Source organism: Arthrobacter sp. SRS-W-1-2016 (assembly GCF_002009585.1).
In the GTDB taxonomy this organism is placed as follows: Bacteria; Actinomycetota; Actinomycetes; order Actinomycetales; family Micrococcaceae; genus Arthrobacter; species Arthrobacter bambusae_A.
Genome location: NZ_MTPV01000074.1, coordinates 81,817 through 96,196 on the forward strand (window position 1 = coordinate 81,817; position 14,380 = coordinate 96,196).

Annotated in this window: 11 protein-coding genes; all 11 read left to right on the forward strand. The window is 64.1% G+C overall.

Annotation, left to right across the window (positions count from 1 at the left end):
* Positions 1–14: 14 nt before the first annotated feature.
* Positions 15–1,757, forward strand: a complete 1,743-nt coding sequence (locus tag BMF89_RS20040; RefSeq protein ID WP_078108787.1) for an ABC transporter ATP-binding protein — start codon at positions 15–17, stop codon at positions 1,755–1,757.
* A complete protein-coding gene (locus BMF89_RS20045; RefSeq protein WP_290439684.1) occupies positions 1,754–3,646 on the forward strand; it encodes an ABC transporter ATP-binding protein in 1,893 nt (630 codons plus the stop codon). Before BMF89_RS20040 ends, BMF89_RS20045 begins: the two co-directional genes overlap by 4 nt.
* Complete coding sequence (locus BMF89_RS20050) at positions 3,643–4,020, forward strand: GntR family transcriptional regulator (RefSeq protein WP_078108788.1); 378 nt, start codon at positions 3,643–3,645, stop codon at positions 4,018–4,020. The genes BMF89_RS20045 and BMF89_RS20050 overlap by 4 nt, the downstream gene beginning before the upstream one ends.
* A gap of 65 nt (positions 4,021–4,085) precedes the next feature.
* On the forward strand, positions 4,086–7,013 hold the full coding sequence (gene uvrA / locus BMF89_RS20055) for an excinuclease ABC subunit UvrA (RefSeq protein WP_078108789.1): 2,928 nt from the start codon (positions 4,086–4,088) through the stop codon (positions 7,011–7,013).
* Between the two features lie 100 nt (positions 7,014–7,113).
* Entirely contained in the window at positions 7,114–7,830 is a 717-nt protein-coding gene (locus BMF89_RS20060) for an HAD hydrolase-like protein (RefSeq protein WP_253190919.1), read from the forward strand.
* Complete coding sequence (locus BMF89_RS20065) at positions 7,817–8,485, forward strand: lysophospholipid acyltransferase family protein (RefSeq protein WP_078108791.1); 669 nt, start codon at positions 7,817–7,819, stop codon at positions 8,483–8,485. Before BMF89_RS20060 ends, BMF89_RS20065 begins: the two co-directional genes overlap by 14 nt.
* A 58-nt stretch (positions 8,486–8,543) precedes the next feature.
* Positions 8,544–10,538, forward strand: coding sequence for an excinuclease ABC subunit UvrC (uvrC, locus tag BMF89_RS20070; protein WP_078108792.1), 1,995 nt, complete (start codon positions 8,544–8,546; stop codon positions 10,536–10,538).
* Positions 10,539–10,626: 88 nt separating this feature from the next.
* A complete protein-coding gene (gene rapZ, locus BMF89_RS20075; RefSeq protein WP_078108793.1) occupies positions 10,627–11,550 on the forward strand; it encodes an RNase adapter RapZ in 924 nt (307 codons plus the stop codon).
* The gene (gene yvcK / locus BMF89_RS20080; RefSeq protein WP_078108794.1) at positions 11,550–12,566 is read left to right on the forward strand and encodes a uridine diphosphate-N-acetylglucosamine-binding protein YvcK; all 1,017 of its coding nucleotides are present in this window, start codon (positions 11,550–11,552) and stop codon (positions 12,564–12,566) included. The genes rapZ and yvcK overlap by 1 nt, the downstream gene beginning before the upstream one ends.
* Positions 12,567–12,575: 9 nt before the next feature.
* Positions 12,576–13,556 carry a DNA-binding protein WhiA gene (gene whiA, locus BMF89_RS20085; RefSeq protein ID WP_078108795.1) on the forward strand — a complete coding sequence of 327 codons (981 nt, stop codon included), beginning with the start codon at positions 12,576–12,578 and terminating at the stop codon, positions 13,554–13,556.
* Positions 13,557–13,665: 109 nt separating this feature from the next.
* Positions 13,666–14,289, forward strand: coding sequence for a superoxide dismutase (locus BMF89_RS20090; RefSeq protein ID WP_028267347.1), 624 nt, complete (start codon positions 13,666–13,668; stop codon positions 14,287–14,289).
* The last annotated feature ends 91 nt before the right edge of the window (positions 14,290–14,380 follow it).

Genomic DNA, 14,380 nt, shown 5'->3' on the forward strand with positions numbered 1-14,380 from the left:
CGATTGGAGGCAATGTGCTGGCATCCTTGCTGTTGCAGCGCCTGGCTCCCTACAAGAGCCACGTCTTGGCCATCGTTCTGCTGCAGCTTGTCCAGACCGGCGCCACACTCCTCCTGCCCACCTTCAATGCCAAGATCGTCGACGACGGCCTCGTCGCCGGGAACAGCGGGGTGATCCTGCGCCTCGGCGGGTGGATGCTGGTCCTCACGGTCATCCAGGTGCTCGCCGCCGTACTGGCCGGCTACCTTGGAGCCATTGTCGCCATGAAGGTCGGCCGCGGACTGCGGCAGGAACTCTTCGACAAAATACATTCCCTGCCGGACCAGGACGTGGCGGCGTTCGGACCGGCCAGCCTTGTGGTCAGGACCACCAACGACGTCCTGCAACTGCAGAACATCACGGTGCTCGTTTTGAGCATGCTGGTGGCAGCCCCCGTCATGGGTATCGGCGGCGTGATCCTCGCCGTCGAACAGGACGTGGCCCTGTCCTGGATCGTTTTCGCGATTGTTCCCGTGCTGCTGCTCATCATGCTGTTGATAGTGCGCAAGCTCGTCCCGCTGTACCGCGAGGGCCAAAACCTGGTGGACCGGATCAACGGCGTGCTCCGCGAACAGATCCTGGGGACCGCGGTCATCCGGGCATTCGTCCGCCAGCCCTTTGAGATGAAACGGTTCGAGGCCGCCAACGATGCCTTGACAAAGAACAATCTCCGTTCTGCCCGGATCGTCGCGGCCATGCTTCCGCTCGTCATGATCGTGGTCAATCTCTCCTCCGCGGGCGTGGTCTGGCTCGGCGGCCACCGCATCATCGCCGGAGACATGCAGCTGGGTGCGCTCACGGCATTCATCGCCTACATCATGCAGATCCTCCTTGCGATCATGATGGCAATGTACGTGTTGAGCACGGCGCCCCGCGCGGCTGTCAGCGCCGAGCGCGTCACCGAGGTGCTCAACACGGATTCCGAAACGGTCTTGCCGGGCAACGGTGCCGGCGGGTTGGTACGCCCCGCGAGGCCCGAAGGCTTGCGCTTCGAGAATGTCGTTTTTGCCTACCCTGGAGCCGAAACGCCCGTACTGGACAGCATCACCTTCCATGCGGCTCCGGGGACCACGACGGCGGTCATCGGCTCCACGGGAAGCGGCAAGTCGACCATCGTCAGCCTTGTGCCGAGGCTGCTCGAGGTGAGCAGCGGAAGCATTTCGCTCGATGGCCAGGACATTGCCGGGGTTCCCCTCGGGGCCTTGCGCGAGCAGCTCGGCGTCGTGCCCCAGGAGAGCTGGTTGTTTCGCGGAACCATCGCCGAGAACCTGCGGATTTCGCTGCCCTCGGCGACGGATTCCCAGTTGTGGCATGCCCTTGCAACCGCCCAGGCAGCGGATTTCGTGAATGAGCTGCCGCAAGGACTGGAGACCATGTTGTCCCAAGGCGGCGCCGGGCTCTCCGGCGGCCAGCGACAGCGTTTGTGTATTGCCCGCGCCATTCTGCGCCCGGCATCCGTCTACCTCTTTGACGACAGCTTCTCGGCGCTGGACACCGTCACGGAAGCAAAGCTCCGTGCCGCGCTTGAGCCGGAACTGCGCGGGGCAACCATCATCATCGTCGCCCAACGCGTCAACACCGTGGTCTCGGCGGACCAGATTCTGCTCATCGACGAGGGCCGCCTGGTGGCGCGGGGGACCCACGACGAACTTCTTGGTTCCTCGGAAACCTACCGGGAAATCGTGGCGTCCCAGCTGGAAACGGAAGAAGCCGCGTGAGCAGCGCAAGCGAGCTCCTCGCCGTCACAAGGAAACCATCGCGGTCGCTCCTCCGCCTGGTGGGCTTGATGAAGCCCGCCCGGGGAATCATGACAGTGGCGATCCTGTGCATCTGCGGTTTCGTCACCCTCAATGTCGTGGCGCCCAAAATCCTCGGCGACGCCACCGACGTCATCGCGGCCGCCGTGTTCGGGGCGAAGTTCGACACGGCGCGATTTGTCTCCCTGCTGCTCGTGGCCGCAGCCATGTATTGCGTCACGGCGCTGTTCAGCTGGGCGCAGGGCCGCCTCAACGCCCTCGCCGTGCAGCGGCTCGCGCACGACCTCCGGGAAGCCGTGGAAGCGAAACTGCACCGGCTTCCCGTGGCGTACTACGACGGCCGTTCCCGGGGCGACGTCCTGAGCCGTGCGACGAACGACCTCGACAACGTGTCGCAGACGCTCAACCAGCTCCTCTCCCAGCTCTTGACCTCAACGTTGATGGTCCTCGGTTCCCTCGGGATGATGCTCCTGCTTTCGCCCCTCCTCGCCGTCGTGTCCCTCTTGGCCGTTCCGGTATCGGCCCTGGCATCGATTGTCGTGACCCGACGCTCGCAGAAATACTTCGTGCGGCAGTGGGAGGCCACGGGCGATGTGAACTCACTCGTGGAGGAAACGGCAACAGGCCGCGAGGCCATCAAGCTTTTCAACGCCCAGCCCGCCATGGCGGCCCGCTTCGCTGCCCACAACGATGGCCTGTACGCCGCCAGTTCCAAGGCACAGTTCGCTTCGGGATTGCTGGTACCGCTCATGGCTTTCGTGTCGAACGCCAGCTATGTGGGGGTTGCGATCGTTGGCGCCCTCCAATTCCTTGCCGGAGCGATGAGTATCGGCGGCATTCAAGCGTTCATCCAATTCAACCGGCTCTTCAGCCAGCCGCTTGGCCAGATCGGCGGCATGGCCCAGGTACTGCAATCGTGCGCAGTTTCCGCGAGCAGGGTCTTCGAACTGTTGGACGCCGATGAAATAACGGGGGAGCCTGGGGAACCGGGCGCTGGTTCGCGGGCCGACGCCGGCCCGGGCTTTGATGGGCGGTTTGATCTTCCTGCCGGGAGGGTTGCCTTCGAACGCATCTCCTTCAGCTACCGGCCGGATGCCCCCCTGATCCAGGACCTGTCCTTCCATGTTGAACCGGGACAAACGGTGGCGATCGTCGGGCACACCGGAGCGGGCAAGACCACGCTGGTCAGCCTCCTCATGCGCTTCCACGAACTCGCATCCGGGAGGATCACGATCGACGGCATGGACATCGCCGGCATGCGCCGTGACGCGCTCCGCCGGAATTTCGGCGTCGTCCTCCAGGACCCGTGGATTTTCACCGGGACCATCAGGGAGAACATCGAGTATGGACGTCCAGGTGCCAGCGAGGCCGAAATCGTGGCCGCCGCCGAGGCGAGCCACGTTGACCACTTTGTCCGCTCGCTGCCCAACGGGTATTCAACCATGCTCAGCAACGGAGGAGATCCCCTCAGCCAGGGCCAAAGGCAATTGCTGAGCATCGCGCGCGCACGGCTCTCCGGGCGCCCCATCCTGATCCTGGACGAGGCGACAAGTTCGGTGGATACCCGCACTGAAGTCCTTATCCGGCAAGCGATGCACAGGCTGCGGAGCAACAAGACGTCATTCGTCATTGCGCACCGCTTGTCCACCATCCGCGACGCTGATCTAATTCTCGTCATGGACCACGGACGGATCGTTGAACACGGCACCCATCATTCCCTGCTGGAGCTTGGCGGGCACTATGCCCGCTTGCATGAAGCACAGTTTGCCTCGGGAGGCGGGGAGCTCGCCGAGATGCCCGTGAGGTCCGCCAAGCATCGCGCCGGCCAGGGCGGCAGGGAAGCCTCATGAGTCCGCTTGAGTTTCCAGGTTCCTGGCGTCCCAACCAGTCCAGCACCGTTGCCCTGTACGAGCAGCTTCGGCTCCGCATCATCGAATTGGCCGACGGCGGCACCCTGGCTGTCGGCAGCAAACTTCCGGCTGTACGGAGCTTGGCCGAACAGTTGGATGTGGCTCCCCACACGGTGGCCCGTGCCTACAAGGAACTTGAAGCTGCGGGAGTAGTCGCAACCCGTGGGCGCAACGGAACAGTCGTGTGCGCCCGGGATGACCGCTGGAGCGCATTGGCGGCAGTCGCTGCGAGCTACTCCGCGGCGGCCAAGGCGCAGGGCGCCAGTTTCGCCGAGGCGGTGCAGCTTCTGGCTGCCGCTTACGACGCCGATTGATACCCGTCAGTAGGCCGTGGGATGCCGCATGGAAATTCGAAGAAGTTTTCGATTAGCATTAGTGGGTGCCTAAAGCCGTAGCTGAAGTCCCTGCCGTCGAATCCTTCGCAAGCGTTTCCGCGCAACCACCCGCCGCGCCCGTAAGACATGACCTGTCCCGGCTCGTGGTCAAGGGAGCGCGTGAACACAACCTCCGCAACGTCGATCTCGACCTTCCCCGTGACGCCATGATTGTTTTCACGGGCTTGTCCGGATCCGGCAAGTCGTCCCTGGCTTTCGACACCATCTTCGCCGAGGGCCAACGCCGGTACGTGGAGTCACTGTCTGCCTATGCCCGCCAGTTCCTGGGCCAAGTGGACAAGCCGGACGTGGATTTCATCGAGGGCCTTTCCCCGGCAGTCTCCATCGACCAGAAGTCCACGAGCAAGAACCCGCGCTCCACGGTGGGCACCATCACCGAGATCTACGACTACATGCGCCTTCTCTGGGCACGTGTCGGCCGGCCGCATTGCCCGGTGTGCCACGAACCGATCACGCGCCAGACGCCGCAGCAGATCGTGGACCAGTTGCTGGAGCTCGAAACCGGCACCCGCTTCCAGATCCTCGCTCCCGTCGTCCGCGGACGCAAGGGCGAATTCGTCGAGCTCTTCAAGGAGCTCACCGCCAAGGGCTACTCACGCGCCCGGGTGGACGGACACCTCGTCCAGCTGAGCGATCCGCCCAAGCTCGGCAAGCAATTCAAGCACTCGATTGAAGTTGTCGTGGACCGTCTGGTGGTCAAGGAAGGAATCAGCCAACGGCTGACCGACTCGATCGAAACCGCGCTCGGACTTGCCGAAGGCCGCGTGCTGGTCGAGTTCGTGGACCTCGATACCAAAGACCCCGCACGGATCAGGGCTTTCTCCGAAAACCTTGCCTGCCCCAATGAACACCCGCTGGCCATCGACGAAATCGAGCCACGCTCGTTTTCCTTCAACAACCCCTTCGGCGCCTGTGCGGCCTGCAGCGGTATCGGCACCAAGCTCGAAGTCGATGAGGAATTGGTGGTCCCCAACCCGGAACTGTCCTTGAACCAGGGTGCCATCGCGCCTTGGTCCCTCGGCACTGCCACCACGGAGTACTGGAACCGCCTCCTCGAGGGCCTCGCCCTGGAGCTCGACTTCTCCATGGACACCGCCTGGGAAAAGCTGCCGCAGGAAGTGCGGCAAACGGTCCTGCATGGCAAAGACCACAAGGTGGTGGTGCAGTACCGCAACAGGTTCGGCCGGGAGCGCAAGTACAGCACGGGCTTCGAAGGCGCCATCCAGTACGTCCACCGCAAGCACGGCGAAACGGACTCGGATTGGGCGCGCGACCGCTACGAAGAGTACATGCGGCAGATTCCTTGCCCGGAATGCAACGGCGCCCGGCTTAACCCGGCCTCGCTCTCCGTGCTGATCAACGGCAAGTCCATCGCCGAAGTAGCGGCCCTTCCGATGCGGGACTGCGCGGACTTCCTCGGCAGCCTCACGCTTACTGACCGCGAGGCCCAGATCGCCCACCAGGTCCTCAAGGAGATCCAGGCCCGCTTGACATTCCTCCTGGACGTCGGACTCGAATACCTGAATCTCGAACGGCCGTCCGGAACGCTCTCCGGCGGCGAAGCACAGCGCATCCGGCTCGCGACACAGATCGGCTCCGGCTTGGTAGGCGTGCTGTACGTCCTCGACGAGCCGTCCATCGGACTGCACCAAAAAGACAACCGCCGCCTCATCGAGACGCTGACGAGGCTTCGCGACCTGGGCAACACACTGATCGTGGTCGAACACGACGAAGACACCATCCACGAGGCCGACTGGGTGGTGGACATTGGACCCGGCGCCGGCGAGCACGGCGGCCAGGTGGTTCACTCCGGTTCCTACAAGGAGCTCCTGGAAAACACGAACTCGCTGACCGGCGACTATTTGTCCGGACGGCGCAAGATCGACATCCCCGCAAAGCGGCGCAAGTACGACAAGAAGCGCGAGCTCAAGGTCATCGGCGCACGCGAAAACAACCTGAACAACGTCGACGCCGCCTTCCCGCTGGGCCTCTTCACGGCAGTCACGGGAGTCAGTGGTTCAGGGAAGTCCACCCTGGTGAACGAGATCCTTTACAAGGTGCTTGCCAACAAGCTCAATGGGGCAAAGCAGGTCGCCGGCCGGCATCGCTCCGTGCAGGGCCTTGAGCACCTCGACAAGGTGGTTCACGTGGACCAGAGCCCCATCGGGCGGACCCCGCGTTCCAACCCGGCCACCTACACCGGCGTCTTCGACAACATCCGGAAGCTCTTCGCGGAGACCACCGAAGCCAAGGTCCGCGGATACCAGCCGGGACGCTTCTCGTTCAACGTCAAGGGCGGCCGCTGTGAGGCGTGCTCCGGTGACGGCACCCTGAAGATCGAGATGAACTTCCTGCCGGACGTCTATGTTCCCTGCGAGGTGTGCCATGGCGCGCGCTACAACCGGGAGACCTTGGAGGTCCACTACAAGGGCAAGACCATCGCCGACGTCCTCAACATGCCCATCGAGGAGGGGGCCGAGTTCTTTGCGGCATTCACCCCTATCGCCCGGCATTTGAACACCCTCGTCGACGTCGGCCTCGGCTATGTCCGGCTCGGGCAGCCCGCCACCACGCTTTCCGGCGGCGAGGCGCAGCGCGTGAAGCTGGCCTCGGAACTGCAGAAGCGTTCGAATGGCAGGAGCGTCTACGTGTTGGACGAGCCCACCACGGGCCTCCATTTCGAGGACATCCGCAAGCTGCTCATGGTGCTGCAGGGCTTGGTGGACAAGGGCAACACGGTCATCACCATCGAACACAACCTTGACGTTATCAAGTCCGCCGACTGGATTGTGGACCTTGGCCCGAATGGCGGTTCAGGCGGTGGACGCGTCGTGGCAACGGGCACCCCCGAACAGGTTGCCAAGTCGACGGAAAGCCATACCGCTACCTTCCTCGCAGAGATTCTCGCCTAGTCCTGGGTGAACGGCCGGGGGAAATTTCGAGTGCGCTCGAAGAATTCCCTGGCCGGCATGTGAGTTTCAGGCATGCCTCAACTCGTGAGAAACTAACCCGGTGACTCAAACAATGGTGCCCGTAATCTTTGATCTGGACGGCACCCTTGTCGATCCTGCAGGTGGCATAACCGGCGGCATCGCCGCGGCCCTGGGCGAAATGGGCCTCCGTGTCCCGGAACAAGCCGTGCTGGACTCCATGGTCGGACCCAAGCTCAGCGATTCCCTGGAGCACATTGCCGGGGTTCCCGCGGGAAAAGTCGACGAAGTCATCGGGCTGTACCGCGGCTACTACCGTTCCGAGGGAATAGGCCAAAGCCGGCTCTATCCGGGCATCCGTGAGCTCCTGGAGTTCTTCGCGGAGTCCCGGCGGCCGGTTGCGGTGGCCACCCAGAAACCCCAGGGCCTGGCACGCGTCGTCCTGGAGCACCACGGCATTGCCGGTTTCTTCGCCTCCATCTGCGGCGCTTCGGACGACGAGTCAATGGCCGCCAATACGGCTCCGGGCAAAGTGGCAATCGTTGGTGCGGCGCTGGCCACCTTGCATTCCCAGCCTGCCGTGATGGTCGGGGACCGCCACCAGGACGTTGCAGGTGCCATGGCCAACGGACTCGACTGCATCGGGGTCAGTTGGGGATTCGCGCCCGACGGCGAGCTTCGGGAGGCGGGCGCCGTCGCCGTCGTCGACACCGCGGAGCAGCTGCTGAAGAAGATCGAAGAACTTGACGCTGTCCGCGCGGCGGCCCTGAGCGAGGTGCAGAACGATGGAAGCCTTTGATGTCATCCGCTGGACCACGCGCGGACTGATCTCCGGCACGTGCAGGCCCACGGTCATCGGCCTGGAGAACGTGCCCAAGGAAGGGCCGTTCATTGTGGCCCCGAACCATTTGTCCTTTCTCGACAGCGTGATCGTCCAGGCCCTGATGCCCCGTCCGGTGGGCTTCTTTGCCAAAGCCGAATACTTCACCACCACAGGCTTCAAGGGGCGCGCGATGAAGGCGTTCTTTCAGGCCGTTGGATCCATTCCTGTGGAACGTGGAGAGCAGGCAGCCAGCGTGCAGGCCCTCAAGACCCTCCTGGACATCCTGGAGAACGGCAGGGGCATCGGAATCTATCCGGAAGGGACCCGCTCCCGTGACGGCTTGCTGTACCGGGGGCGTACCGGCGTCGGCTGGCTCGCCCTGACCACGGGTGCGCCCGTCATTCCGGTCGGCCTGATCGGCACGGACAAGCTGCAGCCGGTGGACCGCAATACTGTCCGTCCGCAGCATTTCACCATGAAGGTCGGCGAGCCGCTCTATTTCGAGAAGACAGGTCCGGACCATTCCTTGCCTGCCCGGCGCGAAGTGACTGACAAGATCATGGATGCCATCGCGGTGTTGAGCGGCCAGGAACGCTCAGCGAGCTACAACCAGAGCAAGTCCGCGGAGTAGCTTCGGCGGGCCGGTCGGCCCGTACGGGGGAGTGCGATTCCCTTACTAGACTGGATGCGTGGCAGATCCAGCGAGTTATCGACCCCAGACCGGAGAAATCCCCACCACCCCCGGCGTCTATCGGTTCCGGGATCCGCATGGCCGTGTCATCTACGTGGGCAAGGCGAAAAACCTCCGTTCCCGGTTGAACTCATACTTCGCCAACCCTGCCGGCTTGCTGCCGAAGACGTATGCCATGGTGCACGCCGCCAGCAGCGTCGAGTGGACCATGGTGGGCAGCGAGCTGGAGTCGCTCCAACTGGAATACACCTGGATCAAGGAATTCAAGCCGCGCTTCAACGTGGTCTTCCGGGACGACAAGACCTATCCGTACCTCGCCGTGAGCATGGGGGAGAAGCTCCCGCGGGTCCAGGTCATGCGCGGTGAACGCCGCAAGGGAACCCGCTACTTCGGGCCGTACACGGCCGGGGCCATCCGCGAGACCATGGACACCTTGCTGCGGGTCTTTCCGGTCCGCAGCTGCAGTCCCGGCGTGCTGAAGCGGGCCCAGGCCAGCGGCCGGCCGTGCTTGCTTGGCTACATCGACAAATGCTCGGCCCCGTGCGTCGGCCGCGTCACCGCGGAGGAGCACCGGGCGATTGCCGAAGACTTCTGCTCGTTCATGGGCGGCGAAGCGAAACGCTTCATCACGCGCCTCGAAAAGGACATGGGCGCCGCCGTCGCCGAGCTGGACTACGAGCGGGCGGCCCGGATCCGGGACGACATCGTTGCGCTGCGCAAAGTGTTCGAGCGCAACGCCGTCGTGCTTTCGGAAGACACGGACGCCGATGTTTTCGCCCTGCACGAAGACGACCTCGAGGCTTCCGTGCAGGTTTTCCATGTCAGGGGTGGCCGGGTGCGCGGCCAACGGGGCTGGGTCGTCGAGAAGGTCGAAGACGCCACCACTCCGGAGCTTATCGAGCACTTGCTGCAGCAGGTTTACGGGGAGGACAGCGACAACCAGGGCCGCATTCCCCGCGAAGTCCTCGTGCCCGAGATCCCGAGCAACCACCATGAGCTGCTTGAATGGCTCGGCGGCCTGAGGGGCGCCAAGGTGGATATCCGGGTGCCGCAGCGCGGCGACAAGGCTGCCCTCATGTCCACCGTCCGGGAAAACGCCGAGCAGGCGCTGAAGCTTCACAAAGTCCGGCGTGCCGGCGACATCACCGTCCGCTCCCAGGCGCTCCAGGAACTGCAGGAAGCCCTGGAGCTTCCCGTGCCGCTGCTCCGGATCGAGTGCTACGACATTTCCCATGTGCAGGGCACCAACGTGGTTGCGTCGATGGTGGTGGTGGAGGACGGACTCCCCAAGAAAGCCGACTACCGGAAGTTCTCCATCACCGGCGCTGCGGCAACAGACGATACGGCGGCGATGCACGACGTCCTGACCAGGCGTTTCAGGCACTACCTGCAGGACAAATCAGCCCAGCTTCCGAAGAGCGGAGAGGTTCCGAACCCCGGCGCCGGGGAACCGCCGTCGGAGGACGCCGCCCTCACGGGAGCCAAGGCGAAATTCGCCTATCCGCCCAACCTCGTCGTCGTCGACGGCGGGCAGCCCCAGGTGAACGCGGCCGCGCGGGCACTCGCGGAACTGGGGATCGACGACGTCTATGTCGTGGGCCTCGCCAAGCGCCTCGAAGAAGTCTGGTTGCCGAACAGCGACTTCCCGGTGATCCTGCCGCGCACTTCGCAGGGACTCTACCTGCTCCAGCGCATCCGCGACGAAGCCCACCGGTTCGCCATCACCTTCCACCGGCAGAAGCGCGGCAAGGCCATGACGGTCTCGGCCCTCGACGGCGTTCCGGGCCTCGGCGAGGCCAAACGGAAGGCACTTGTGGCCCATTTCGGTTCCCTCAAGAAGATCAAGGCGGCAACGGCCCTCGAGCTCACGGCCGCGAAGGGGATCGGCCCGGCGCTGGCTGAAGCCGTCGTCAACCATCTGGCCGCAGCAGGTGCCTCCGGAGAGGCTGCTCCTGCAGTGAACATGACCACCGGCGAAATCCTTGAAATTTAGCTAGGGTAATAAGCGGACCGCTCCCGAAAGCGGTCCGCCTTTGGGCCATCCCACAAACTTTGGACCATCTCAGAAACGGGGAAACTTGATGTCAGAGCCAACAGCAGGATCCGGCGCGGAGCAGGACGGTCTGGTACCCGTCAAGCCTGTCGAAGCGGAACTGCTGGTGGTGACCGGCATGTCCGGAGCAGGCCGCAGCACGGCATCGGACGCCCTGGAGGACCACGGCTGGTACGTCGTCGAAAACCTCCCGCCCCAGATGCTCGGAACGCTGGCGGAAATCGTCTCGCACGCGCCCCAGTCCATCCCCAAGCTCGCCGTCGTCGTGGACGTACGCAGCAAAGGCCTCTTCACCGATATCAGGACGGCGCTCGGGGCGCTCAGCGCCAGTGGAATCACCTTCCGCCTCCTCTTCCTGGATGCCAGCGACAACGTCCTGGTGCGCCGCTTTGAGCAGGGCCGGCGCCCGCATCCGCTCCAAGGCGGTGGCCGGATCCTGGACGGAATCGCGGCGGAACGCGACGTACTGAAGGAACTCCGGGAATCGGCCGACGTCGTCCTGGATACCAGTACGTACAACGTCCACGGCCTGGCGACCGCCATCACTGAACTCTTCACCGACACAGGCCCTGTGGCGTTGCGCTTGAACATCATGAGCTTCGGCTTCAAATATGGATTGCCCGTCGACGCCAACTTCGTCGCGGACGCGCGCTTCATTCCCAACCCGCACTGGGTTCCGAAACTGCGTCCGCACACGGGACTCGACGCCGACGTCAGCGATTATGTCCTCGGGGCCGATGGAGTCAAGGACTTCATCGACCGCTATGTCCTTGCCTTGGAGCCCGTCCTCGACGGCTACCGGACGGAAAACAAGCACTACGCCACGATTGCCGTCGGTTGCACGGGCGGGAAGCACCGTTCAGTCGCGGTCGCCGTCGAACTTTCCAAACGGCTGGCGCAATATCCCCGCGTCACCGTCACCACAAGCCACCGCGATCTGGGTCGCGAGTAATGGGGGTCCTCACCGGACCCCTGCCGCTGGTTCCACCGAAGGGCGCCCCGGGCAGCCAGCCTGCGAAGGGTCCCACAGTGGTGGCGCTCGGCGGCGGACACGGGCTTTCCGCCTCGCTGTCGGCGCTGCGGCTGCTGACCTCGGAGCTGACCGCGATCGTCACCGTTGCCGACGACGGCGGATCCTCCGGGCGGTTGCGCGAGGAGTACGGCGTCCTTCCGCCCGGCGATCTTCGCATGGCGCTGAGCGCCCTGTGCGACGACACCGACTGGGGGCGCACCTGGCGGGATGTCATGCAGCATCGCTTCAAGACGCCGAGCGGCCGCCAAGGTTCCCTCGACGACCATGCCATGGGGAACCTGCTCATTGTCACCCTCTGGGAGCTTTTGGGCGACGCCGTCGCGGGCCTGAAATGGGCAGGTGCGCTTTTGGGTGCCCGCGGCCAGGTCCTCCCGATGTCCTCCCAACCGCTGAACATCGAAGGCGACGTCCGTGTGCCGTTGCCCGGGGGCGGGTACGAACTCCAGTCCGTCAAGGGCCAGGCCAAGTGCGCCGTTGCCGGATCGCTCGAAAACGTCAGGCTCCTCCCGGAAGATGCGCGCGCCTGCATCGAAGCGCTGACTGCCATCGAGCTTGCGGACTGGATCATTCTGGGTCCCGGCTCCTGGTATACCTCCGTGTTGCCGCATTTGCTGCTGCCCGAAATGCGCCAGGCCTTGTGCGACACACCCGCCAAACGCTGCCTCACGATGAACCTGGCCATGGACACCAAGGAGACCTCCGGGATGTCCGCTGCTGACCACCTGGATGCCTTGCGCCACTACGCGCCTGAGTTCAGCGTGGACGTTGTCCTGGCCGATCCGTCGTCGATATCGGACCTCAAGGAATTCGAACGCGCGGCCGGGATGATCGGTGCCGAGGTGGTCTTGGGTAAAGTGGGGGCGTCGAGCCGCCGTCCAGTCCACGACCCGCTGCGTCTGGCATCGGCGTATCACGATATCTTCGGGAATAGTTAGGAACATGCGATGGCACTGACCGCATCGGTCAAGGAAGAACTTTCCCGGCTGGACATCAAGAAGTCGTCCGTCCGCAAGGCCGAAGTCTCGGCCATGCTGCGTTTTGCCGGCGGACTGCACATCATTTCGGGCCGCCTCGTGATCGAGGCAGAGGTTGACCTCGCCTCGACGGCGCGGCGGCTGCGCGCGGCGATCGCCGAAGTCTACGGGCACCAGAGCGAGATCATCGTCGTCTCCGGCGGGGGTCTCCGGCGCGGTAGCCGCTATGTCGTCCGGGTAGTGCGCGACGGCGAAGCGCTCGCCCGCCAGACCGGCCTCCTGGACGGCCGCGGACGGCCTGTGCGTGGCTTGCCGTCCGCCGTCGTCAACGGCTCGGCGTCGGACGCGGAGGCTGTGTGGCGCGGCGCGTTCCTGGCCCACGGTTCCCTCACCGAACCCGGCCGGTCCTCATCGCTCGAGGTCACATGTCCCGGACCGGAATCTGCACTTGCCCTGGTAGGCGCTGCCCGGCGCCTCGGCATCCAGGCCAAGGCGCGGGAAGTGCGTGGAGTGGATCGCGTGGTCATCCGTGACGGCGATACCATTGCCGCTCTGCTCACCCGGATGGGCGCCCATGACGCCCTCATGGTGTGGGAGGAACGCCGCATGCGGAAGGAAGTCCGGGCCACGGCCAACCGCCTGGCGAACTTCGACGACGCCAACCTGCGGCGTTCGGCCCAGGCTGCCGTCGCCGCCGGTGCGCGCGTGGACAGGGCCTTGGAAATCCTGGGCGACGACGTCCCCGACCACCTCAAGTACGCGGGCGAGCTCCGGGTGGCCCACAAGCAGGCCAGCCTGGATGAATTGGGCCGGCTTGCCGATCCGCCCATGACCAAGGACGCCATCGCGGGAAGGATCCGCCGGCTCCTGGCCATGGCAGACAAGAGGGCCGGTGACCTCGGGATCCCGGGCACTGAGGCAAATGTGACCCCCGAAATGATGGACGAATAAAGCTCCCGTCCTAGAATCGGGAGAGTGTAGATTTCCGGCCGGTTCGCCGGTCGGATGAACAAAACGAGAGTTACCAACCGGACCCCGGTCCACTGCATTGGAGGATTTCGTGACAGAGTACGTACTGCCCGAGCTCGGCTACGACTACGCAGCACTTGAGCCGCACATTTCGGCGAAGATCATGGAGCTGCACCACAGCAAGCACCACGCTGCCTATGTAGCAGGCGCCAACAACGCTTTGGCCCAGTTGGCCGAGGCCCGCGACAAGGGCGACTTCGCCAACATCAACCGCCTCTCCAAGGACCTCGCGTTCCACACCGGTGGCCACATCAACCACTCCGTGTTCTGGAACAACATCTCCCCGGACGGCGGCGACAAGCCCGAGGGTGAGCTGGCTGCAGCCATCGACGATGCCTTCGGCTCCTTCGATGCATTCCGCGCCCAGTTCACTGCAGCCGCCCTCGGCCTGCAGGGATCCGGCTGGGGCTTCCTCGCATACGAGCCCATCGGTGGCAACCTGCTCATCGAACAGCTCTACGACCAGCAGGGCAACGTCGCCGTCGGCACCACGCCCCTGCTCATGCTGGACATGTGGGAGCACGCGTTCTACCTGGATTACGTCAACGTCAAGGCTGACTATGTCAAGGCTTTCTGGAACATCGTCAACTGGGCTGACGTCGCGAAGCGCTTCGAAGCGGCCCGCGCGAACGCCACAGGGCTGATTGTCCTCTAGGGAAACTCCTGCTACATCGGTGCGTGACGCGGAATACACAAGGATGTAACAAACTTCACATTCAGGTGAATTTCGCCCAAATACCGGATTG